Annotated in this window: 20 protein-coding genes and 1 tRNA gene; 12 read left to right on the top strand and 9 right to left on the bottom strand. The window is 65.4% G+C overall.

Features of this window, described 5'->3' with window-relative positions:
- Positions 1-30 precede the first annotated feature (30 nt).
- The 3 genes from CS1BSM3_RS28460 to CS1BSM3_RS16305 form a co-directional block, all read right to left on the bottom strand.
- Positions 31-357 carry a hypothetical protein gene (locus tag CS1BSM3_RS28460; RefSeq protein ID WP_210188794.1) on the bottom strand — a complete coding sequence of 109 codons (327 nt, stop codon included), beginning with the start codon at positions 355-357 and terminating at the stop codon, positions 31-33.
- A 163-nt stretch (positions 358-520) separates the two neighbouring features.
- Positions 521-2026, bottom strand: a complete 1506-nt coding sequence (locus CS1BSM3_RS16310) for a hypothetical protein (protein ID WP_143149239.1) — start codon at positions 2024-2026, stop codon at positions 521-523.
- Between the two features lie 128 nt (positions 2027-2154).
- Entirely contained in the window at positions 2155-2328 is a 174-nt protein-coding gene (locus tag CS1BSM3_RS16305; protein ID WP_072388660.1) for a DUF1328 domain-containing protein, read from the bottom strand.
- 254 nt (positions 2329-2582) lie between these two features.
- On the opposite strand from CS1BSM3_RS16305, the gene CS1BSM3_RS16300 reads away from it, so the two are divergent.
- Entirely contained in the window at positions 2583-4412 is a 1830-nt protein-coding gene (locus tag CS1BSM3_RS16300; RefSeq protein ID WP_072388658.1) for an AI-2E family transporter, read from the top strand.
- Positions 4357-4602 carry a hypothetical protein gene (locus CS1BSM3_RS28030; RefSeq protein WP_143149238.1) on the top strand — a complete coding sequence of 82 codons (246 nt, stop codon included), beginning with the start codon at positions 4357-4359 and terminating at the stop codon, positions 4600-4602. The genes CS1BSM3_RS16300 and CS1BSM3_RS28030 overlap by 56 nt, the downstream gene beginning before the upstream one ends.
- 31 nt (positions 4603-4633) lie before the next feature.
- Here CS1BSM3_RS28030 and CS1BSM3_RS16295 read toward each other — a convergent pair whose 3' ends face one another.
- From CS1BSM3_RS16295 to CS1BSM3_RS16285, 3 genes are all read right to left on the bottom strand, one after another.
- Positions 4634-6379 (bottom strand): CHASE domain-containing protein, encoded by a 1746-nt coding sequence (locus CS1BSM3_RS16295; RefSeq protein ID WP_072388656.1) that lies wholly within the window; start codon positions 6377-6379, stop codon positions 4634-4636.
- Between the two features lie 254 nt (positions 6380-6633).
- On the bottom strand, positions 6634-7461 hold the full coding sequence (locus CS1BSM3_RS16290; RefSeq protein WP_072388654.1) for an SDH family Clp fold serine proteinase: 828 nt from the start codon (positions 7459-7461) through the stop codon (positions 6634-6636).
- A gap of 154 nt (positions 7462-7615) precedes the next feature.
- Positions 7616-7813, bottom strand: coding sequence for a CsbD family protein (locus CS1BSM3_RS16285; protein ID WP_072388652.1), 198 nt, complete (start codon positions 7811-7813; stop codon positions 7616-7618).
- A gap of 234 nt (positions 7814-8047) precedes the next feature.
- Here CS1BSM3_RS16285 and CS1BSM3_RS16280 point away from each other — a divergent pair, with 234 nt between their 5' ends.
- The 3 genes from CS1BSM3_RS16280 (at position 8048) to mepA (ending at position 10110) form a co-directional block, all read left to right on the top strand.
- The gene (locus tag CS1BSM3_RS16280; RefSeq protein WP_072388650.1) at positions 8048-8458 is read left to right on the top strand and encodes a PRC-barrel domain-containing protein; all 411 of its coding nucleotides are present in this window, start codon (positions 8048-8050) and stop codon (positions 8456-8458) included.
- 73 nt (positions 8459-8531) lie between these two features.
- The gene (locus CS1BSM3_RS16275) at positions 8532-8729 is read left to right on the top strand and encodes a hypothetical protein (RefSeq protein WP_072388648.1); all 198 of its coding nucleotides are present in this window, start codon (positions 8532-8534) and stop codon (positions 8727-8729) included.
- Positions 8730-8937: 208 nt separating this feature from the next.
- Positions 8938-10110: a penicillin-insensitive murein endopeptidase gene (gene mepA / locus CS1BSM3_RS16270; protein WP_072388646.1), complete on the top strand. Its 1173-nt coding sequence runs from the start codon at positions 8938-8940 to the stop codon at positions 10108-10110.
- 156 nt (positions 10111-10266) lie between these two features.
- Here mepA and CS1BSM3_RS16265 read toward each other — a convergent pair whose 3' ends face one another.
- Together CS1BSM3_RS16265 and CS1BSM3_RS16260 are read right to left on the bottom strand one after the other, a co-directional pair.
- On the bottom strand, positions 10267-11448 hold the full coding sequence (locus CS1BSM3_RS16265) for an acyl-CoA dehydrogenase family protein (RefSeq protein WP_072388644.1): 1182 nt from the start codon (positions 11446-11448) through the stop codon (positions 10267-10269).
- A gap of 58 nt (positions 11449-11506) precedes the next feature.
- Positions 11507-12604 (bottom strand): phosphotransferase family protein, encoded by a 1098-nt coding sequence (locus tag CS1BSM3_RS16260; RefSeq protein WP_072393851.1) that lies wholly within the window; start codon positions 12602-12604, stop codon positions 11507-11509.
- A 204-nt stretch (positions 12605-12808) separates the two neighbouring features.
- Here CS1BSM3_RS16260 and CS1BSM3_RS16255 point away from each other — a divergent pair, with 204 nt between their 5' ends.
- From CS1BSM3_RS16255 to CS1BSM3_RS16225, 7 genes are all read left to right on the top strand, one after another.
- A complete protein-coding gene (locus CS1BSM3_RS16255) occupies positions 12809-13252 on the top strand; it encodes a universal stress protein (RefSeq protein WP_072388641.1) in 444 nt (147 codons plus the stop codon).
- 124 nt (positions 13253-13376) lie between these two features.
- Positions 13377-14438: a cyclase family protein gene (locus CS1BSM3_RS16250; RefSeq protein ID WP_072388639.1), complete on the top strand. Its 1062-nt coding sequence runs from the start codon at positions 13377-13379 to the stop codon at positions 14436-14438.
- Between the two features lie 24 nt (positions 14439-14462).
- On the top strand, positions 14463-15608 hold the full coding sequence (locus tag CS1BSM3_RS16245; protein WP_072388637.1) for a thiolase family protein: 1146 nt from the start codon (positions 14463-14465) through the stop codon (positions 15606-15608).
- Positions 15605-15931: a Zn-ribbon domain-containing OB-fold protein gene (locus CS1BSM3_RS16240; protein ID WP_072388635.1), complete on the top strand. Its 327-nt coding sequence runs from the start codon at positions 15605-15607 to the stop codon at positions 15929-15931. The genes CS1BSM3_RS16245 and CS1BSM3_RS16240 overlap by 4 nt, the downstream gene beginning before the upstream one ends.
- 9 nt (positions 15932-15940) lie before the next feature.
- Positions 15941-18034 (top strand): acetate--CoA ligase family protein, encoded by a 2094-nt coding sequence (locus CS1BSM3_RS16235; protein ID WP_072388633.1) that lies wholly within the window; start codon positions 15941-15943, stop codon positions 18032-18034.
- Between the two features lie 619 nt (positions 18035-18653).
- A complete protein-coding gene (locus tag CS1BSM3_RS16230; protein ID WP_072388631.1) occupies positions 18654-19634 on the top strand; it encodes a hypothetical protein in 981 nt (326 codons plus the stop codon).
- Between the two features lie 106 nt (positions 19635-19740).
- Positions 19741-19815: transfer RNA gene (locus CS1BSM3_RS16225), tRNA-Asn, on the top strand.
- Positions 19816-20292: 477 nt separating this feature from the next.
- Here the strand turns inward: CS1BSM3_RS16225 and CS1BSM3_RS16220 are convergent.
- Entirely contained in the window at positions 20293-21156 is an 864-nt protein-coding gene (locus CS1BSM3_RS16220; RefSeq protein ID WP_072388630.1) for a TylF/MycF/NovP-related O-methyltransferase, read from the bottom strand.
- Positions 21157-21177 lie beyond the last annotated feature (21 nt).

The raw sequence follows: 21177 nt of genomic DNA, 5'->3' as shown, positions 1-21177 counted from the left end.
GCCAGCCCCTTCGAGCATCAAGTCAACGGCTCACGACTTCCAGAGCGCCCCGAGGACGAAGCCGAGCGCGCCGACGACGGCGAGGGTCGCCATGGGCTGATCCTTCACCGACTTGTCGATGGCCGTCTTGAAGTTGCCCGCGACCTGCTGAACGCGCTCGCCCGCTTCGCGGCCATGCTCGGCAACCGAGCGGATGGTCGCATCCGCACCTTCGACGGCGCGGTCGAACTGCTCACCGGCCTTGCCCGCATACTCGGCGGCCTTGTCGGCAACCTGCTCCGCCATGTCGCTGGCAGAGGACTGCGTCCGCTTCCCGTTGCTGCTCTCGTGGTGCGGATAGGTCTTGGATGTCTGCATAGGGTGAGCTCCTTCGACGCGCAGAGGTGACGATCGCATTTCGTCACGGGTCATTATGATCATGTGGCGAAAACGCTCCGCGCGAAGCCGGAGTTCCATCATGGAAAAGGAGTTTAAGAGTAAGAGTTTGCGTGAAGCGGCTTGAGGCGCCCGACAGTGCGCACTATGCGCCCTTGCGCGAAAAGATCGAGCGGACGGCCGATCCGATCGCCGAGGCAGCCTGGCGACCTGCGCCCACGTAATCGCGCTGCGCCTTCATGCGCTCGAGCCAGCGCACGGCCTTGACCCTTCGCGCATGGGCGAGAGCACGGCGAAGGGCATCGGCAATGCGTACGCCGTCCGCCTCCGGATTTGCCGACTTCGGATCGATGACGACGGGCGCCAATACGGTGATCCCCTCGCCCGATAGCGCAGCAATCGTCTCCTTGACGATGGGCGCGGGCGATGCGGCCGTGAGCTGAACAGGAAGCACGGCCGGTGCGAGAAGGCTCGGCGCTGCTCTGAAGTGTTCAGCAATGGCCGCAAGTGCGGCGCGCTGTGCGTCCGTCACGTCTCCGCCCGGAAGCACCCAGACCACGAGATCAGCGCCGCCGACCTCATCGACGAGATGACGCACGTGCTTGCCGGCGGCGATATCCGCTTCCGAGAGGCGGACTTCGAGACCGACGAGATCCCAGGTCGACGCCGAGGGATCCTTGCGATCCAGGCTCGCGAGCATGGCGCGGGCCTCGTCCTGCTCGATCATGCGCAAAAGTGCCGCGGCGGTCTCGCGCGATTCACGCGTGCCGCCCGCAACGAGCACCGAGATCGGCGACCGCGTCAGTGCGGCGACGCTGTCGGGCGCGTCCGGTGATGCATCCGAAGGCGTGCGGGGGATGCGCAAGCGGCCGCCATAGAGGTCGATCGCGGCGCGGCCGACTTCCTCCACGTAGGCCTCGACCATCCGCCGCATGACGTGCTCGCGCCCCCACTGGAAAAGGGCGCGGGAAAGGCGTTCTCGCGCCTCGTTGGTGATGGCCGTCGCCGGATTGACGAGGCGCACGAGCCGCCAGACGTCGTAGGCGCGCTCTGCCGCATCGAGCATGTGGCGCCAGCGGTAGATGCTGAGGAACTGCGACACGGTCATGCGATCGCCAAACGGGACATTCGTCTCGATCATGCGGCCGAGGCGCCGGCTGACGCGCTCGGTAATGGCGAGAGCCTCGGGCAATGTGAACTGCCAGATGGGATCCTCGCGCGTCGGATGCAGCCGCTGGGCGACAACCTCGACGGTGTTGCGCCCGAGCGTGATGACGGCGTCGAGATCGTTCATGCGCTCGAGATCGACGCGCGACGCGACCATCTTCACATCGCCCCAGGCCTTGGCTTCGAGCGGGCTCCAGGTCGGATCGACGAGGCCGGCATCCGCGGCTTCACCAGAGGCGTCGGAGCGGCCCTCGACGCGCTTCACCTCGGGCGGCGCATTGCGCACGGCGCCCGCGATCAGCAGCCGCTGCACGAGAGTGACGACGCCGACGCAGACGAGCGCCGCCAGGGCCCAATAGAGGATGTAGCCCTTCTCCCAGAGATAAAGACCGCCAAGCGGCACGAGGGACAGCGTCGGCAACAACAGCGCTGTTACGACGAGGATGTAGCGTGCGGCACTGGTCGCGGGATTGCTCTTCGCCATGGCCAACTCGAACCTCGCCAGCTCGAACATCAAAGGTGTGGGCCGCGACATGATGCGGCCGGTGACCGTGGGAAGCAAATGCCTCCCGCAGCACCGGCCGATAGACCTGCGGTGGAATGACTACGGCGTCAAGCGCGCCTTATCCAGCCACCCACCAGCGCGATCACGAACAGCACGATCGCCACCCAGAACAGGATCCGTGCGCCCTCCATGGCCGTGCCCGCAACGCCACCGAAGCCGAGGAAAGCAGCAACGAGCGCGACGATGAGGAAGACCACGGCATAGTGAAGCAGATTGCCCATATCTCAGCTCCTGATTGTCTCAGCTTCCGAATTCGTCAGAGATGCCCCTTAAAACGCCACACAGGCGAATTCGTTCCTGCAGGCGGCATTTCTGCGCGTCGTTCGTGGCGCTCTCTTCTGCAACCCGAGAGCCCGGCGCTGCGTTCCCAAGCCGGTCGTGATGGGCGGGCACGCAGCTCGCTCGCAAACCTGATCGCGCACCTCGTCGGTACCGCGATGTCGTCGTACATCGTCCATTCAAGGAACTTCCAAGCATGCCATTGCTCGCCGACAGTCTGCGCAATCTCTCGGCATCGCTGATCGTGATGGCGCTCGTCGTCACGGCGCTGGTGCTCGGCAAAGCGATCTTCATTCCGCTGGCGATCGCCATCATCATCGCGTTCATCCTGGCGCCGCTCGTCAGGCAGCTCGCGGCGCGCGGCGTGCCGCAGCCCGTGGCTGCCGTCAGCGTGCTGCTACTCGCCCTCTTGTTGATCGTCGCGCTCTCGTTTGCCGTGAGCGCGCAGCTCTTGTCGCTCACGGCCGATCTCGGCGGCTACCAGCACAATCTCATCGAGAAGGTGCGCGCGATCGCCGACATGGGGCGCTCGGATGGCCTGATCAAACGGGCTGTGACGGCCATAGAGGCCCTCGGCACCGATATTGCGCGCGAGCTCGGACGCGGCCTCAGCGGGCAGAACGAGCCCGTCGTCGTCGCGCAGCAGCAGCAGGGTACGCCACTCGAGATCATGAGCGGCATCGGCCTCCTGCTCGAGCCGCTCGCACAGCTCGGCATAACCATCCTGTTCGCGATGCTCCTGCTCCTGCAGCATCACGACATCCGCGACCGCATCATAAAGATTGCCGGCACCGACCGTCTGAGCGGCACTGCGGCGGCGATCAGCGATGCCGGCGGCAAGCTCTCGGATCTCTTCCTCGCGCTCGCCTTGATGAACGGCGGCTATGGCTTCGTCATCGGCGTATCGCTCTGGATCATCGGCGTGCCGAACCCGCTGCTTTGGGGCATCCTCGCCGGGTTGCTGCGGTTCGTGCCGTTCGCCGGTCCGCTGCTGGCCGCAATTCCTCCCATTGCGCTCGCCGCCGCAGTCGACCCCGGCTGGAGCACGGTGATCATGGCCGTCGCCCTCTTCGTCATCTGCGAGACGATCGTCAACAACGTGGTGGAGCCCTTCATGCTCGGGCGCAAGGCCGGCATCACGGCGTTCGGCATGGCTGTTGCGGCGAGCTTCTGGACGGTCGTCTGGGGCCCCATAGGCTTGCTTCTGTCAGCACCGCTGACGACGACGATCGTCGTCTTCGGGCATCACGTCAGAGGGCTCGAGTTCATATCGGTGCTCTTTGGTGACGAGCCGGCGCTCGACCCTGCGCAGGAGCTCTATCATCGTCTGCTGGCCGGTGATCCCGTGGCTGCAGCTTCCACGCTCGCGGAGGATGCGGAGGGCCTCTCCCCTGTCGAGGTCAGCGACCGCATTGTGCTGCCGGCGCTGCAGCTCGCGGCCTTCGATCAGCGCGCGCAGCGCATCGATGCCGAGAAGGCCGAGAGCTTGCGCGAAGCCATGGGCGATACGTCCGACCTCTTCTTCGAGGCGCCGGAGGACAAGAGCGATGCGCCAGCGGAAAAAGCGCGACCGACTGTCTGTGTCATTCCGGCGCGCGGCATCGTCGATCGCGCGGCGGCGGAGCACATTGCGCTGCTCGTGAGCCGCCAGACACCGTGCCGTGCCGTCGTTGCGACGCGCTCGACGGGCCTGACCGCCATCGCCGATCTCCAGGCCATGGAGGAGTATCAGGAGGTGGATACGATCGTGATCGCGACCGTCGGCGGCGTGGACGAGAAGCAAATAAGGCTGATGGCGCGGCGCGCCACCCGCGCATTCCCTGAGGCCCATCACTTCGTGCTGAGCCTTGCGCAGTCACCTCTCAACGATCAATCGGAGCGGCGGGACGATGACGGGCACGTGCGCGTGCACACGACCATCGCGCCGATCGTCGCCCAGCTCGACTGCGCGCCGCGCCGCAAAACCCAGAGTGACGACGAAGCGCGAACGGCCGAAGACACACGTGTTGCAGAGCCTATTTCCTGAGCGACGGCGAGCAACGATCGGCACACCCGCAGCGTTATGCACGCAGATCCAAGCTCAGGCGGCGGTCTGTCGCCACGGCAATCGCACCTTCGATCCAAGGAGGAAACACATGACCAAGAACATCATTCTCTGGATGCTCGGCGTGCCGATTTCGGTTCTGATCCTGCTGAACATCTTTGGCATCATCTGATGCCGGCCATGAGCACCGACCGAAGCGCACGTCAGTTGCGGTGGTTCTGCCGATCCTCGCCATTCGCAGAAGGATGGCGTTCGGCAGGTGTCGCCCCGCTCGTGCGCGGCAGCTCGACTTCATGGCGCACACCGGAAGGATCGAACGAGGTCGTGATGCGCCCGCGCAGGCCGCGCTCGATCGAGAATTTCATGACGTTCGTGCCGAACCCGCTCGCCGAGGGCGCCAGCACCGGGGGCCCGTTACGCTCCTGCCAGACGATATAGACGGTGCTTTCGGCTCCGTTGATCTCATCCCGCCACGACAGCGTGACCTGACCGCTCGGCACGGACCACGCGCCGTATTTGGTCGCGTTGGTCGCAAGCTCGTTGAACAGGAGGCTGAGGAGCACGGCCTCGTTCTGCGTCACCTCCACCGGAGGGCCGCTGGTGACGAGCGCCCCTTGCCAGTGGCAGTACGGGGCGAGGATCTCATTGACGAACGAGCCGAGGTCCGGCGTGTGAGCCGGATCAGGCCGCAGCAGATCATGCACGCGCGCCAGTGAGGACAAGCGCTCGCGGAAGGCCTTGTTGAAGGACTCGACCGTCGGGCTGTAGCGCGCCGTCTGGGATGCAATCGCCGTAACGATCGCCAGAATGTTTTTGACGCGGTGGATCAGCTCACGATTGGCGAGCTGCGCTTGCTCCTGCGCGCGCTTGCGCTCGGCGACCTCGGCGGAGAGCTCCTGCTCGGCTGCCGCATTGCGTTCCGCAGCATAGGCAAGCGAGCCGACGATGCCCGCAATGAGAAGACTGATGAGCGTGCCGCCGAGCAGCGCCATCCAGGCCTTCGAGCGATCGACCATCTCTTCGAGCACAGGTCTCGAGCCGAGCACGATCGTCCAGTCCGTCCCGGCGACCGTGATGGGCCGACTATCGGTGAACAAAGGCACACGCCCCAGTGGCGGGAGCGGCGAGATGCCGCCGTGCGTGAGCATCCTGTCGTCGAACATCAGGTCTGCTTCGGTGGGCTTGGCACCGTCGTAGATCTGGACGTGAAGACGCTGGAGGGTGCCGGGCAGGTTTCTGTCGATCACCCGCGGGATGAAATCCTGCATGCGGAAAACGCCGTAGACGTAGCCCGTCAGCGCGCGCCGTCGTGCCTCGACGGTATCGGGCACGAGACCATCGGCATAAACGGGCATATAGACGAGCGCGCCCGCCTGCACGTCCTCGCCCGTCTCCTGCATGAGCGAGACCCTGCGGCTCAGCGCGGCATTGCCCGTATCGCGCGCGCGTTCCATGGCGGCGCGGCGGCGGGGCTCGGAGAACATGTCGTAGCCGACCGCCCGCGTGTTGCGCCAGTTCTCGGGCTCGAGGTAGACGATCGCGGTGTACTCGTCGCGCTTGCCCTCGGGATTGAAGCGGTAGTCCGGGCGCCCGGCGCGGCGCTGCTCCTCGACGAAACTCTCGATCTCCTCGTACCTGAGGCGCTTCACGTATCCGATACCCTGGGTGCCGGGGTAGAAGTCGTCGATGGCGAGATCCCTGATGAAGAAGCGCCACTGCTCGCGCGTGATCGCGGGCATGGCGTTCACGGCGGCAACGCCCGCTCTCAGCACCTGCTGATAGGAGCGCATGACATCGATCATCAGATTTTCGAATGCGTTCGCCTGCTCCTCGAACTGGCGGCGCGCCTTGTCGGTGGCGTCGCTAAACAGCAGCCACGACGCAACGGCGGTTGCGCCGAGCAGCAACAGCATGATCAGGAGTGTCGGGATATAGGCCCGGAACCGCATCAATGGCCCTGCGAGCGGCTAGTGTAGTGTGCTGCGCGAGAGTATGCGCCCCATTCCAGCATCCGGGCCGGATCAACAGGCTCTGCGACAATCACCCATCACTCCCTCCTCGAAGCGCGCGCCGCTCGGCGGATCTCCACGCCTCGGCGCGCGCACCTGGTCCGCCAGTCCCACTGCAGCCCTTAGCACTTGGCGGAGCCGCTGTCGCGGATCGCGGCAGCGATCATGGTTAAGGCGCCAGTGTGACAAGCCGATCAGGTCTGCCGGCGGCGCGGCAGGTCGATCGGGAGGAAGTCGATCCCCGACTGCTGAACGGGCTGCGGGTAGAGCTTCATGAGGTCCAGGATGCGGCTCGGCATCGCGACCTTGACCGGCAGGCCGATCGAGCGGGCTTCCTCGGCGGTCAGGGCATAGTCGTGCGTCCAGTGCCCCCCGGCGAGCTTCTCGGCGAGGGCGCGCGCGGCCCCTTCCTCCATCTGCGGCGTGAGCAGCTCGACAGCCCCGCGCTTCACCTGCTCGAGCGCCTTCTCGCTGACGTCAGCGAGAACGAGGGTCAGGTCGAAGACCTGCTCGATGGGCTTGATCTTCGGCACTTTGGCGATGCTGGCCGCAGGAAAGCCGGCAATCTGCGGGTCGATCGGGCCGAGCACCGAGAACTCCCCCATCACGATCTCGTCGGCCGCGAGGGCGATCAGCGTGCCGCCGGACATCGCATAGACCGGCACGTAGACCGTCACCTTCGCGGGATGAGCCTCGACGGCGCGCGCGATCTGCATGGCGGCGAGGACGAGGCCGCCCGGCGTGTGCAGCACGAGGTCGATCGGCATGTCGCGCGGCGTTTCCTTGATCGCCGCGATGATCGTCTGGGCGTCCTCTAGGTCGATGTGCCGGGCGACCGCGAAGCCGAGCAGGCTGCGGCGCTCCTGGCGGTGGATCATCGTGATGACGCGCGAGCCGTGCTCCTGCTCGACGGCGCGAATGAGCCGCATCCGCTGCATGGCGAACCAGCGTCCCATGAGTAGCGGCTGAAGCACCATGATGAGAACGGCGATCCAGATGAGCGAGGAGAAATCGAACGACATGACGGTACCCCGACGCAAATAAAGGACCGCCGGAAACGGACGATCCGCATTGCACACTTTAGTAGCATGAACACATCTGACGCAACGCGGCCCGGGAAGACCTGAGGCCACCCGGGCGCGCACTGCTGACAATCACTTGATCTAGCGTTGCGCGTTACATGCGCTTCAGCCACTCGTCGACTTCCTTGCGGGTCTGATCCTTGGCATAGCCGTAGCGCTCCTGGATCTTGCCCTCGAGCTGCTCGCGACGACCCTCCATCTGGTCGAGCTCGTCGTCGGTGAGCTTGCCCCAGTGCTCCTTGACCTTACCGCGGAACTGCTTCCAGTTGCCTTCGATCCGATTCCAATCCATCGGCTGAACTCCTCTACATTTTTATGCAGGTTCAATTCGTGTCGCGGGAGGTGTGACCTCGCCGGAGACCGATGTGCTGAGAACGCACGTGCGAAACCATGGTTCCTTGGGCGCGTGCGCCGTCATATCGGGCGCCGAAAGGGCCGGAACCGTCAGCACCATTAAGAGTTCTTCGAGCAGTGCTCCCACATCAAGGCACGCACATTACCGCCAACAGGTCATGGAGATGACGTGATGAAGTGGATTGTCCCGACCGCCGCAGCGCTGGCCATCGCCGCATCGACGAGTGCATTTGCTCAGACGACGACGCCGTCGACGGAGCCCGCACCGCCGGCGGTGACGGCACCGAGCGTGCAACCGGCTCCAGCCCAATCGGCACCCATGCTCACCGAGGCGCAAGCCAAGGCGCTGATCAGCGCGACCGTCGTCAGCAGCGACAACAAGAACGTCGGCGATGTCGCCGCCATCCAGCGCGACAGCGACGGCAAGGTCACCGAGCTGCAGGCCGATATCGGCGGCTTCCTCGGCATCGGCAAGACGCGCGTGCGGGTCATGCCCTCGCAGTTCACCGTGACGGCAGACAACAAGATTCTGCTCACGCTGACCGCTGATCAGGCCAAGGAACTGCCGAAGATCGAAAAGTAGGCCATCATCCGACGATCCAGTGGACTGCCCCGGGATATCCTCCCGGGGCAGTCCGTCCAAATCGGAAAGCATCATGCTGAACACTGCAATCGTATCGAACGCGAAGCCGCGCAGGACGCGGAAGGTGCGGCCGCGCCTCGGCAACACGTGGCAGGATCAGAGCTGGCGCGGGCGAGTATCGATGCCCGTTCCGAGCGCGCCGCCCGCCAAGCTTCCGGTGGCGTCCAAGCGCCCGCGCAAGGCGCGATCGCGCAGCGCCGTCATCGAATAGCAAATGACATTGTGGCGGTGCTGTCATGCGCACCGCCTTCACGCGCCGAACAACCACACGTGAAGAGCTGCGTCCCCTCGTCGCCGATTTCGGCGACGCGCTTCATCTCCCGTTCACCTGTCATCCCGCCCTCTCGCGTGGAAGCCATGAGCGTTGGTGCCACGCGCCGACCATGGTAGACACGACGGCGAGCTTTAGAGGAGCGCGCATGAAATTGACGTCTCGGCATCTGGCATGGCCAGCGCTGCTGATCGCCCTCGCCCTGATGCCCGCCAGCACGGACTCCGTGGCCCAGAGCCAGGCCGAGCTGCGCCTCGCCGCGGCCGGCGACACCGGAGCTGCAAAGGCCAAACCCAAGCCACTGCCGGCAAGGAAGCTCGTGAAGAAAAAGGCGCAAGCCCCAAAGGGCCCGCCGCCGACGCCCGCCAAAGTGCTCTTTGGGGCCGCCAAGGCCCCGGCGCCGCTCGCCGCGCGCGCGATCGGCTTTTATGCAAAGGGCTGCCTTGCCGGCGCCAAGGCCATCGCCGTCGATGGGCCGACCTGGCAGGTGATGCGGCTCTCGCGCAATCGCATGTGGGGCCATCCCTCGCTGATCGCACTCGTCGAGCGGCTGTCGAAGGACGGCAAGGAGCACGACGGCTGGCCGGGCCTCCTCGTCGGCGACATCTCACAGCCGCGCGGCGGCCCCATGCTGACCGGCCACGCCAGCCACCAGATCGGGCTCGATGCCGATATCTGGCTGACGCCGATGCCGGATCAACGACTGAGCACGCGTGAGCGCGAGGACCTCGCGGCGACCTCGATGCTGGCCGATGACAGGGTGAGCATCAATCCGAAGGTTTGGACGGAGGCGCACGGCCGCATCATCACGCGCGCCGCCTCCTACCCGCAGGTCGAGCGCGTGCTCGTGCATCCCGCCATCAAGAAGGCCATCTGCGAGACCAAGACGCTGCCACGCGAGCATCTCAACAAGATCCGCCCGTACTGGGGGCATTACTATCACATGCACATTCGCATGGCCTGTCCGAAGGACAGCCCGGCGTGCACGCCACAGCCCATTGTCGGCACGGACGATGGCTGCGGGAAGGAGGTCGACGACTGGATCGCGCGCATGAAGCGCATCTATGCGCCGCGCCCGCCGGCACCTGAGCCGAAGATCGCGGTGCCGAAGCCGAAACCCAAGCCAAAGCCGCCCGAGATCACGCTCGCCGACCTGCCGGCCGAGTGCAAAATGGTGATCGGCGATACGTCACCGCCGGGGCCGTCGCCGGTTGCCGATGTCACCAAGCCCGACGCGGCAAAGCCAGCCGCAGCCAAGGCGGATGACGACGCGGAGAATGCCGAGCCGGTAAAGCCCGCGGTGGCCGGCAGCAAGAAGTAGCGCGCGATCGTCGTGGATGCGCTCCATACTTATTCCTCCCCCCTTGTGAGGGAGGTTAGGGAGGGATTGCAGAACATTGGCGTTGGGATTCCCCCCACCCCTAACCCCTCCCCACAAGGGGGAGGGGGATCGCGCTTCGATCTTGATTGAACTACTTCAGTGCGCCTTGGGACGATCGCCCTTCACGATGCGGCGGCCGAGCGAGTGCCGGTGCACCTCCGACGGACCGTCGTAGATGCGGAAGGCGCGCACGTCGCGGAAGATGCGCTCGACGACGGTGTCCGAGGTGACGCCCATGCCGCCGAGGATCTGCAGCGAGCGGTCGACGACGCGGAAAATTGCCTCCGAGCAGATCACCTTGGCCATCGAGCTCGCGGTCGATGCCTTGTCGCCCTGATCGAGCAGCCATGCCGTGTGCCAGATGGCGAGGCGGCTCGTGTGGATGTCGAGCGCGTTGTCGGCGAGCATGAACGACACGCCCTGGTGATCGCCGAGCGGCTTGCCGAAGGAGGTGCGCTCGCGCGCGTAGGCTGTCGCGATGTCATGCGCCCGGATCGCCGAGCCAAGCCAGCGCATGCAGTGCGTAAGACGCGCGGGCGCCAGGCGCACCTGCGCATATTTGAAGCCCTGCCCGACCTCGCCGAGAATATCCTCGCCCGTCACGCGCAGGTTCTCGATGTCGATGACGGCGTGGCCGCCCATGAAGCTCGTGTCCATCGTCCCGAGCACGCGGCTGATCTTGAAGGCCGGGTTCGGCAGCTCGGTGAGGAACATGGTGCAGTCGGCCGGCCCGTCGCCGGTGCGCGCCATGATGATGGCGAAAGCGGCACCCTCGGCGCCCGTGATGAGCCACTTGCGGCCATTGATGACGTAGCCGTTGCCGTCCGGTACGGCGCGGGTCTTGAGGAGCAGCGGATCGGCGCCAGCGCCGCCATCGGGCTCGGTCATCGCGAAGCATGACCGCACTTCGCCCGTCGCGAGGCGCGAGAGATACTTCTTGCGCTGTGCCGGCGTCGCGATGACGTCGAGCATGTGGATGTTGCCCTCGTCGGGGGCATGGAAGTGCAGCGCGATCGGCCCGAGGATGGAGTAGCCGGCCGCCTCGAAGACCACGGCCTGCTCGAAGTGCGAGAATCCCTTGCCGCCGAACTCCTCGGGGCTGTTGACGCCGAGGAGGCCCGCCTCCTTGGCCGCATTGTTGAGATCGCGGCGCAGATCCTCCGGGATGCCGTGATGGCCCCAGCGCGGATCCTTCTCGAAGGGAATGATCTTCTCGCGCACGAAGGCGGACACGCGGTCGCGCAGTTCCTCGAGCGGCTTCGGAATAGTGAAATCCATGGGCTTCCTTCCTGGGTATTCTGGCCTGGGTATTCGGGGCCTAGGTATTCGGCCTCAGTCAGTCCGCGCGACCGTGAGCGACGTCGGTAGCATAGGCGAGCAGCTCGGTGGCAACCCGGTCGAACTCGGCATAGTCGACGCCTTTGGCGGCACCGCGTTGATAGAGCGCAAAAAGCTGGAGCAGCACGACGGCCAGCTTGAGCATCGCCAGCACGCGCAGAACCTGCCAGTCGGAAACATCGACGCCCATGTCGCGGGCATAAGCAGCGAGCACCTCGCGCCGGCGCGCAAAACCCGGCGCCGCCGTCGGCATCTGGCGAAGGGCGTACATGCAGGGCGGGTCACCGGGCTCGACCCAGTAGCTGAGCGTGGTCGCGAGATCGAAGAGCGGGTCGCCGCGCGTGCCCATGTCCCAGTCGACGATGGCGACCGGCGCCAGCGTCTCGGGATGCACGATCATGTTGTCGAGCTTGAAGTCCGAATGTAGCAGCGTCGGCGCGCGCGACTGGACGGGCTGGCGCTCGAGCCATGAGACGACCTCGGCGAGGAGGCGCGCCGTGTCCGCGGCCAGATCCAGGCGCTGGCCGCGCCCGGCCCAGCCCTTGAGCGTGCGCGCGATGAAACCCTCGGGCTTGCCGAGCGTGTCGAGGCCGATCGCGGCACAGTCCACGCGGTGCACCGAGATGAGCGTCGCGACGAGCATGTCGCTAGTGGCGCGGGCGACGTCCGGGCGGCCATCGAAACGCGAACGGTCATCGCCCTTGATGACGAGGCCCGGGCGATAGTCGATGAGCTGGAAGGGTACGCCGATGACGCTCCGGTCCTCGCAGAGATGCAGGCTCTCGGGGGCCAGCGGATGGACCCGCCAGAGGCGCGAGAGAATGCGATGCTCGCGGGACATGTCGTGCGCGCCGGGCGGCAGGTCGCCCCCTGGTGGGCGCCTGAGCACGAGCCGTCGTCCGCCCGCTGTCAGGCGATAGTTGATGTTGGCGAGGCCGGTGCCGAACTGGCGGACGGGCTCGGACGTGTCGAGCGGCAGCCCGATGCCGGCGAGGTAAGCGGCAAGACGCGCCTCGTCGAGCGGCGCACTTTCTGCCGCGGGGCGGAACACATGGGCGTCGGCGGCGTTTACCTGTGGGGCGTGTTCGCTGGGCATGGGTGCGGTGGTCATCCGGTCCGAAATTCGGCGCCACACTAGCTGCTTCCGCCCCTGACGCCAAACATCGCCTGCCCCCTACACCCGGACCGCACCCGACTTGATCCGCCGCAAAGCGCCGTGCCCTGCGCAAAGAGCATCGTGGGGCATGCGCGCGGCCAAGCCGCCGACGGGGCGGCCCCGCAAAAGATGTCGGGAGGTCCCATGTACAAGAACATTCTCCTGGCGGTCGACGGCTCCGAGTTCGGGATGGGCTCGGTGCCCTATACCGTGAGGCTCGCCAAGGCCATCGGCGCACGCATCACGGCGCTCCACGTCACCGCCCCCTACGAGACGGTCGCGCTCGGCGGGCTGGCCTCCTTCCTGGTCGGTGACGAGTACACCAAGCGCGCGTCCATCAACGCCACCGTGGTGCTCGACCGCGTGAAGCGCGTGGCGCAGGACGCGAATGTGCTTGTGAGCACCTTCCAGGTGGAGCACGCCCATCCCTGGCAGGCGATCATCGAGACGGCCAAGGAGCAGAAGGCCGACCTCATTCTCATGTCCTCGCACGGCCGGCGGGGCATTGCCGGCATCCTGCTCGGCAGCGAGACCAAAAAGGTGCTCACCCACACGACCACGCCGGTGCTGGTCTGGCGCGGCGTATAGCTGGGGCGCTCAATCGCGGCTTGCCAGCGTGCGCGGCGCACGTATCCTGATGGCGCGACCGGCGGACGACCGCCGGCGGAGATAACGCGCCGCCTGCAGCAGAGCGCCGCACCGGAGGAAGCCCATGGCCAAAAGCGAGCGCTGGAAGCAGCGGCCCGAGAACTCGACCTGGGGGGATTATGGCCCCGATGACCAGCTCGGGCGCATGAACGAGCTCAATGCCGAGCGCACGAAGCAGGCCGTTGCCGAGGTCAAGGCGGGGCGCTCGTTCTGTCTCTCCATGCCACTGGATCTGCCGGGCGGCAATGTGCTGAACCCGCGCCGTCACCCGCCGCTGCTGAGGCCGACCGTGCGCAGCGATCGGCCGAACTGGCTCTATCGCACGGAGTACGACCAGGCGGGCCTCACGGACGTCATCAACGACGACATGGTCCTGCTGCACCTGCAGTACTCGAGCCAGTGGGATACGCTCGCGCATGTCGGCTCGCTGTTCGACGCCGACGGTGACGGCGTTGCCGAGCCCGTGTTCTACAACGGCTTTCGCGGCGACACCGACATGTTCGGGCCGACCGACCCGAAGGAAGCGGGCAGCATTCCGGGCACGTTCGTCGAGGCCAAGGCCACGTCCGCAGCGAAAAAGCTCGGCGTCGAGAACCTCGCCGAGAAATGCCTGCAGGGCCGCGGCGTGATGATCGACCTGCAAGCCCACTTCGGCCGGCGCAAGCACGCAGTGACGTACGACGATCTCATGCGCGTGATGGCCGCCGACGGCATCAAGGTCGAGCCGGGTGACTTCGTGTGCCTCAGAACAGGCTTCGACGAGGTCATCTTCGAGCAGAAGGGCAAGCCCACGCATGAGGCCATGCACAACACCTGCACGGGCCTCGATGGCAGCGATACGAAGCTCCATCAGTGGATCACGGAGTCGAAGCTCGTCGCGCTCATCTCGGACAACTACGCCGTCGAGGTACACAATGCGCCGCTGAAGCCCGGCCAGTGCGCGGCGCTCCCGCTGCACCAGCACTGCCTCTTCAAGACCGGCGTCAATCTCGGCGAGATCTGGCGGCTTTCCGAGCTTGCCGACTGGCTGCGCGCGAACAACCGCAGCCGCTTCCTGATGACGGCGCCGCCGCTCAATCTGCCGGGTGCGGTCGGCTCGCCCGCGAACGCGATCGCTACGGTCTGAGCCGGCTCACATGAGCTGGGTCCCATGAGTTGGATAACTGGCGTCGGCCTGCTGCCGTTCGGGCGACATGAGGGCAAGAACACGCTCGACCTCATGAGCGAGGCGGCGGCGCTGGCGCTCGACGATGCCGGCCTGAAGCGCGGCGACATCGACGGCGTGCTCACGGGCTACGCCACGACCATGCCGCACATCATGCTGGCGACAGTGTTCTGCGAGCACTTCGGCCTGAGCCCGGCTTATGCGCATGGGTTGCAGGTCGGCGGTGCGACAGGATTTGCCATGGCCATGCTCGCGCACGAGCTGGTCGCGGCCGGGCGCCTCAGGCATGTGCTCGTCGTCGCGGGCGAGAACCGCCTCTCGGCGCCGGGCGGCCGCGACAAGGTCGTCGAGACCTTGGCGCAGGTCGGCCATCCGGTGCACGAGGTGCCGCTCGGGCCGACCATTCCGGCCTATTACGGTCTCGTCGCCAACCGCTACATGCACGAGCATGATGTGAGCGAGGCCGATCTCGCCGAGTTTGCCGTGCTCATGCGCACGAACGCTGCGACGCATCCGGGGGCGCAGTTCAGGGAGCCGATCACGGTTGGCGATGTGCTCGCCTCGAAGCCGATCGCACGGCCGCTGAAGCTGCTCGACTGCTGCGCGACGGCGGATGGTGCCGTTGCGTTCGTCGTCAGCCGCGAGCGGACGGGCACTGCCGCTGTCCGCATCATCGGCGCCGGACAGGCGCACACGCACCAGCACATCAGCGAGGCACCGAGCCTGACGGAATTCGGCGCACGGCTCTCCATGGATCGCGCCATTGCCGCGACGGGGCGCAAGCTCACGACGACAGATGCCGACTATCTCGCCATCTACGACAGCTTCACGATCACGCTCGCGATCCTGCTCGAGGAATTGGGCCTCGCGCGGCGCGGTGAGGCGTGCAAGCTGGCACGCGATGGCTACTTCTCGCGCACGGGTGCAAAACCGCTGAACACGCACGGCGGTCTCATGAGCTACGGCCATTGCGGCGTTGCCGGTGCGCTCGCTCATCTCGTCGAGACACAGCTCCAGATGACGGGACGCGCGGAGAGCCGTCAGGTTGCAGATGCGGGCCTCGCCTTCCTGCACGGCGATGGCGGTGTGATGTCCTCGCACGTCAGCCTGATCATGGAGCGTCAAGGATGAGCGAGGCGATCAGCTATCAGCGTTGCGCCCCCTGCGGACATGTCTGGTACTTCGTGCGCAGCTTCTGCCCGAAGTGCGGCGCACGCGAGCCTGTGACGTCGCGTGCGTCCGGTGCGGGTGTCGTGCACGCCGTGACGATCGTCGATCGCGCGCCGACGCCCGACATGAAAGCACTCGCGCCCTACACGCTCGTGATGGTCGATGCCGAGGAAGGCTTCCGCCTCATGGCGCACGGCGAACCCGGCCTCGCCATCGGCGATCGCGTTGCCGGGAGTATCGTCGAACTCGCCGGTCGTCCCATTCCCTTCTTCAAGCGCGCCTGAGGTCCTCTCATGTCGATCGAAAGCCTGAAGCCGCTGCTCGCCCCGCGCTCCATCGCCGTGCTCGGCGCGTCGGAGAACCCGAACAAGATCGGCGGGCGGCCGCTGGCGTACCTCAAGCGCTTCGGATTCAAGGGGCCGGTGTGGGCGATCAATCCGACGCGACCCGAGGTGCAGGGCTTCAAAAGCATTCCGAGCCTCGATGATCTTCCCGAGGTGCCGGATACGGTCGTCGTCGCGGTGCCCGGTGACAACGCCGTCGCGGCGGTCGAGGCTTGCGCGAAAAAGGGCGTGAAGGGCCTCGTGTGCATGACCTCGGGCTTCGGCGAGACGTCCGATCCCGAGGGCAAAGCCAAGGAAGCGCGCATGGTCGCCGCCGCGCGCGCCGCGGGCATGCGCATGGTCGGGCCGAACACGCAGGGCCTCGCGAACTTCGGCAATGGCGCGGTGACGAGCTTCTCGACCATGTGGTCGGAGTCCGAGCCGGTTGACGGCCCGATCGCGGTCGTCAGCCAGAGCGGCGCCATGAGTGCGGTGCCGGTCGGCTTGCTCTTCGAGCAGGGTCTCGGCGTGCGCTACTCGCTCGCAACGGGCAATGACGCGGATGTTTCCGTGCTCGAGATGGCTGCCGCCGCAGCGAGCGATCCGGCCATCAAGCTGCTGCTCCTCTATATCGAAAGCATCCCACGCCCCGATCAGCTCGAAGCGCTCGGAAGAATCGCGCACGCGCGTGGCGTTTATGTCGTGGCGCTGAAGGCGGGGCGCACCGAGGCCGGGCAGCGCGCGGCGCTCTCGCACACGGGCGCGCTCGCCAATGAGGATCGCGTCGTCGATGCGGCGCTGGAGCGCGTCGGCATCTGGCGCGCGCGCAATATCGGCGAGCTGGTGGCAGCGGCGCAGATCTATCTCAAGGGCTGGACGCCCAAGGGGCGGCGCCTCGTCACCATCTCCGGCTCGGGCGCGACCGGCGTCATGAGCGCGGACGAAGCGACCTTCGCCGGGCTCGAAATGGTGCGCCTCGAAGGGCCTGTGCGCCAGAAGCTCGACGCGATCCTCCCCGTCTTTGCTTCGGCGGCCAACCCGATCGACCTCACGGCCGCGCTCCTGCAGAACAATCGCCTGCTCTCGGACATCCTGCCGGTGCTCGCGAACGAGAACGCGGCCGACAATTTCATGATCGGCTTCCCCATTGCGGGCCAGGGCTATGACGTTCCGACCTTCGCGCGCGATACGGCCGCCTTTGCCGATGCGACGGGAACGCCGGTCGTCGTCTCGGCCTGGCAGAAGTCGGTTGCGGACGTGTTCAAGGGCGCGGGCGTGCCGACATTTCCGCTCGAAGCGGACGCCATTGCCGCCATGACGCGCCTCATTGATCATGACGCGCTCATCGCGCGGGCGAAGGCGCGTCCGGCGCCGGAATGGGCGCGCCCGAAGGATGGCGGTACTCTCGAAGGCCGCGTGCTCAATGAAGCCGAGAGCCTCGACGTGCTCGCGCGTGCGGGTCTCGATGTCGTGCCGCATCACCTCTGCCGCACGGCGGCACAAGCCGCGACCGCGTGGCGCAATCTCGGCGGCCCGGTCGCCGTCAAGGGCTGCTCGGCGGATCTCCCGCACAAGAGCGAGCACGGCCTCGTGCGTCTCGGCCTCGACAACGAGGATGCCGTGCGCGCGGCCTTCCGCGACATGGAGCAGGCTATTGCGAAAGCCGGCGCGACGTTCGACGGCGTGATCGTTGCGCGCATGGTGCGGGGCTTGCGCGAGCTGATGATCGGCGCGCATCGCGATGCCGTCTTCGGTCCCGTGGTGGTGCTCGGCGATGGCGGCAAGTACGTCGAGGCCATGCCGGATGTGCGTCTGCTGCTGCCGCCCTTCACGATCGACGATGCGCTCGCGGCGCTGCGTTCGCTGCGCTGCTGGCCCGTGCTCGCGGGAACGCGCGGGGAAGCGGCGGCGGATGTGGCGGCCATCGCGAAGGCTGCCGTCGCCGTCGGCGATCTCGTCGTGAAGTCGAGCCCGCGCATTGTGAGCCTCGACATCAACCCGCTCATCGTCGGCGCCGAAGGCTATGCCATCGTCGATGCGGTGGTCGTGCGGGAGGAACGCTGACAAAGCTCGCGCCTTCGGCGCGACGGGGACCAGTCCCCGAGCCCCAGCCGGGAGGGACACCCTCCCGGACCCACCCGCCTTTATTGAGTGCCGCGGGCTGCTGGGAAGAGGTGCTGTCGTTTTCCTGGTACGGCCTACCGGCCGGCGCGCAGTCGCGCGCTCATGACTGTCGCGCTCGGGTGCCAATTGCTTCCTCTTGGCCGCGAGCGGACAGCGCTCGCGAGAGGCCGCCCCATTCCCCCTCTCCTCATTGTCTTCAATGGGGAGAGGGCCGGGGTGAGGGGCGGCGGCATACGCAAACGTCGGCAATTGGCGCCGCCCCTCATCCTAACCTTCTCCCCGTAAAGGACGGGGAGAAGGGACATGGCGGCGCTCGCGGCTCGCTCCAAGTCATAAAAAGGAGGGGGTCCGGGGTCTCCCCGGTTGGGGCCAGGGGCGAAAGCCCCGTCGCGCTGAAAGCGCGAAGCCCTACACCACTCGACGCGCGCGCGACCATCCCGCGTCCACGGTACAACCGCAAAACGGCCATAAGCCAGCCGCAAATTGGCCACGCCCTCTCGCATTGTAGCTGCAGGCGCCGCGCGCACCGCCACGCGCGCCGAAGAGACTGGGAGTAGCTATGCGTGCGGTGTTGTCCTTTCTCGTGGTGCTCGTGCTCGCATTGAGCGCAGGCACGGCTGGTGCCCAGCGCAAGGCCACGCTGCAGCAGCCGCAGCCGCCTCCGCAGCAGCTCACGGCGCAGACCATCCTCAAATGGATCAACAGCTATCGGGAGAAGCCCGAGCCCAACAAGCTGCCCGAGGCCGTCAAGGCCATGAGCGGGATCGGCGTGTTCAAGGAGCTCGAGCAGGCTGGCGTCTACCAGGGCTTCATCGCCGGCGTCATCGCGGCCAATCCCGAGATCGCGGAGAAGCTTATCTCGGAGATGTACCCGCTGCCGCCCGAGGATCAGGTGGTGATCATACGCGCGATCGCGTATTCGGGCCTCCGCGGCTGGAAGGAGCTGCTCCAGAAATTCGTCGAGCGCATGCCGACGCGCAAGGTGCTCATCGAGCATCATCTCTACGGCAAGGGCCCGACCTTCGAGACGCTGGACCTCAAGGCCTCGCCGGCCAACATCGATATCATGTGGGGCCATTATTTCGGCTCGGGCAGCTTCAAGGGCATCGACCGCATCATCACTGTTCTGCCCTGGTCCAAGGACCGCAATGATGTCGAAAAGCTGACGCTCGGCAGCATGGCGAAGTGGACGCTCGCCCAGAACCTGCAGACCGATCCGCGGCTCCTCGCCTACGTGAAGCGTCAGCTCGACAGCGTCCCCAAGGAGACGGCGAAGGAGCTGCGCGAGGTCATCACGGCGGCCGAGACGTACGAGACGGCGGCCATTCGCAAGCAGGCGGTCGCTGCTGTCGAGGAGCTGCGCCGCAAGGGGCCGGAAAACGTCCGGAATGCCTCGTGGTGGGGCCAGGCGGGCCAGACGGCGCTGGCTTTCGGCTGCGTAGTGGCGAGCGCGCTCGGGCAGGCGCAGGTCGGCATTCCGTGCGTGATCGGCGGGGCGCTCTCGAACGTGGCCCTGAAGTACATGACGCCGACGGAATAATCGGCGACACACGGGATATTCCCAGTCTCGCAAGTCGCACCCAAAAGGGGTGGCGCGACGCGCGAGTGTTTGCTAGAAGCCACCAGCCTTCGGGCGACACCCCTGATCCGCGGTAGCTCAACGGTAGAGCAACCGGCTGTTAACCGGTTGGTTGTAGGTTCGAATCCTACCCGCGGAGCCAGAACCAGCCCAAGCCCCTGAAATCTATAAATAATACGCAAACCAGGGCCTTCGCTAACCCTACTGTTGCACTTGGGGGCATGGCGACGGTGGGCAAAACATCGCTGGCTCACCGGGCGCGGCAGCGTCTACTGCCTGCGCGCACCGGTCCCTAAAGACATCCGCGATATCTTCCGCAAGACCTGAGGTCACCTTTTCGCTGCGGACCAGCGATCGCAGGTAAGCCGATCGTCTCATCCGCCACAAGGCGAAGGAAAAGCCGAACAATTCGAGGCGCATCGCCTCGGTCGCGATGTATCGGCTTCCAAGGAGACCGCTGTGCGATCAGCGCTCGATGCCAAGTGCGTTGCGGCGCATCTATGACCAACACTATCGGGAAATCATCGATCAAGACTTTGCAAAGCGCGCTTAGGTGTTCGAACAGATGCGGGCTGAGGAGCAGGATCGCGATCGCAGCAATCATTCAGCGGAGGCCGCTCTAGAAAATGTCGTCCTGATCCCGATGCAGTACTCGCAAGTGCAAATGATCCCACGGTCCGAGAAAAATAAACTTAAACCTCAAGTGCGGAACTGTGACGACCCACTCAGCAAATGCTCGTCCCTCGCCAACCGAGTAGTCATGCGTCCAATCATCGAACACGAGAATGGCGCCATGTTCCAGACGCGATGACAGAAACTCAAGGCATCGCTTGGCCGGTTCATAGATATCGCAGTCGATACGAGCAAAGGCGATCTTGCCAACGGTTTTGGCATCGTCGCGCTCCAGCGACTCGTCAAAGAAACCTTCAATCAGCTTGATCCTCGGCCGTTCGGCGACTTTCAGATTTTTTTCCACGTCGGCACGCGACGCCGCATACATCCCCTCCTTCCAGAATGCCACATCAAAAGTTTCGTGCGGCTTGGACAGTCCTTTAAAGCTATCAAATCCATAGATATGCCGGTCGCTTAGGCCCGCACTCTCCGTCATGTGAAAGAGGCGTTCAATCCAAGCCCCCTGAAAGATGCCAAACTCGGCAAAAGAGCCCCCGACTCTCTTTGCCGCCTGATCATTGATCAATTTCTGTATCTTTTCAGATTCTACTTGCTGCAACACCTCGAGGCAGCGGGAGAAAAATTCATCGTCGCGCAAATAGATCGAAGCGAGCTTAACATTTCTTAGGTCTCGATGCGTCCCTGCGCCGAAGAAGCGTGCAGACATTTCAAGATACTCTTTGGTAGTAATTGCGCTGATTGCCGCAGAGACATCGGGATACTCAGCAGGGGGCTGCACATCCTCGGAAATCGGCGCCGTAGTGCCGGGGCTTCCAGAAGTCCGGCGCATCCATCGGAGCAAGTTAGCCATTGTTTTGATCCCCCTTGCTTT

The sequence above is a fragment of the Hyphomicrobium sp. CS1BSMeth3 genome, from assembly GCF_900117415.1.
Classification (GTDB): Bacteria; Pseudomonadota; Alphaproteobacteria; order Rhizobiales; family Hyphomicrobiaceae.
This window is presented reverse-complemented; position numbering and strand designations above follow the sequence as displayed.

Excerpts from the sequence above, each read along its gene's own strand:
- CS1BSM3_RS16240 (WP_072388635.1), top strand. The coding sequence starts at position 15,605 with ATGAGCGAGGCGATCAGCTATCAGCGTTGCGCCCCCTGCGGACATGTC.
- CS1BSM3_RS16245 (WP_072388637.1), top strand. The coding sequence starts at position 14,463 with ATGAGTTGGATAACTGGCGTCGGCCTGCTGCCGTTCGGGCGACATGAG.
- CS1BSM3_RS16275 (WP_072388648.1), top strand. The coding sequence starts at position 8,532 with ATGCTGAACACTGCAATCGTATCGAACGCGAAGCCGCGCAGGACGCGG.
- CS1BSM3_RS16230 (WP_072388631.1), top strand. The coding sequence starts at position 18,654 with ATGCGTGCGGTGTTGTCCTTTCTCGTGGTGCTCGTGCTCGCATTGAGC.
- CS1BSM3_RS16260 (WP_072393851.1), bottom strand. The coding sequence starts at position 12,604 with ATGCCCAGCGAACACGCCCCACAGGTAAACGCCGCCGACGCCCATGTG.
- CS1BSM3_RS16250 (WP_072388639.1), top strand. The coding sequence starts at position 13,377 with ATGGCCAAAAGCGAGCGCTGGAAGCAGCGGCCCGAGAACTCGACCTGG.
- CS1BSM3_RS16265 (WP_072388644.1), bottom strand. The coding sequence starts at position 11,448 with ATGGATTTCACTATTCCGAAGCCGCTCGAGGAACTGCGCGACCGCGTG.
- CS1BSM3_RS16310 (WP_143149239.1), bottom strand. The coding sequence starts at position 2,026 with ATGGCGAAGAGCAATCCCGCGACCAGTGCCGCACGCTACATCCTCGTC.
- CS1BSM3_RS16255 (WP_072388641.1), top strand. The coding sequence starts at position 12,809 with ATGTACAAGAACATTCTCCTGGCGGTCGACGGCTCCGAGTTCGGGATG.
- CS1BSM3_RS16220 (WP_072388630.1), bottom strand. The coding sequence starts at position 21,156 with ATGGCTAACTTGCTCCGATGGATGCGCCGGACTTCTGGAAGCCCCGGC.
- CS1BSM3_RS16295 (WP_072388656.1), bottom strand. The coding sequence starts at position 6,379 with ATGCGGTTCCGGGCCTATATCCCGACACTCCTGATCATGCTGTTGCTG.
- CS1BSM3_RS16300 (WP_072388658.1), top strand. The coding sequence starts at position 2,583 with ATGCCATTGCTCGCCGACAGTCTGCGCAATCTCTCGGCATCGCTGATC.
- CS1BSM3_RS16285 (WP_072388652.1), bottom strand. The coding sequence starts at position 7,813 with ATGGATTGGAATCGGATCGAAGGCAACTGGAAGCAGTTCCGCGGTAAG.
- CS1BSM3_RS16235 (WP_072388633.1), top strand. The coding sequence starts at position 15,941 with ATGTCGATCGAAAGCCTGAAGCCGCTGCTCGCCCCGCGCTCCATCGCC.
- CS1BSM3_RS16305 (WP_072388660.1), bottom strand. The coding sequence starts at position 2,328 with ATGGGCAATCTGCTTCACTATGCCGTGGTCTTCCTCATCGTCGCGCTC.
- CS1BSM3_RS16280 (WP_072388650.1), top strand. The coding sequence starts at position 8,048 with ATGAAGTGGATTGTCCCGACCGCCGCAGCGCTGGCCATCGCCGCATCG.
- mepA (WP_072388646.1), top strand. The coding sequence starts at position 8,938 with ATGAAATTGACGTCTCGGCATCTGGCATGGCCAGCGCTGCTGATCGCC.
- CS1BSM3_RS28460 (WP_210188794.1), bottom strand. The coding sequence starts at position 357 with ATGCAGACATCCAAGACCTATCCGCACCACGAGAGCAGCAACGGGAAG.
- CS1BSM3_RS16290 (WP_072388654.1), bottom strand. The coding sequence starts at position 7,461 with ATGTCGTTCGATTTCTCCTCGCTCATCTGGATCGCCGTTCTCATCATG.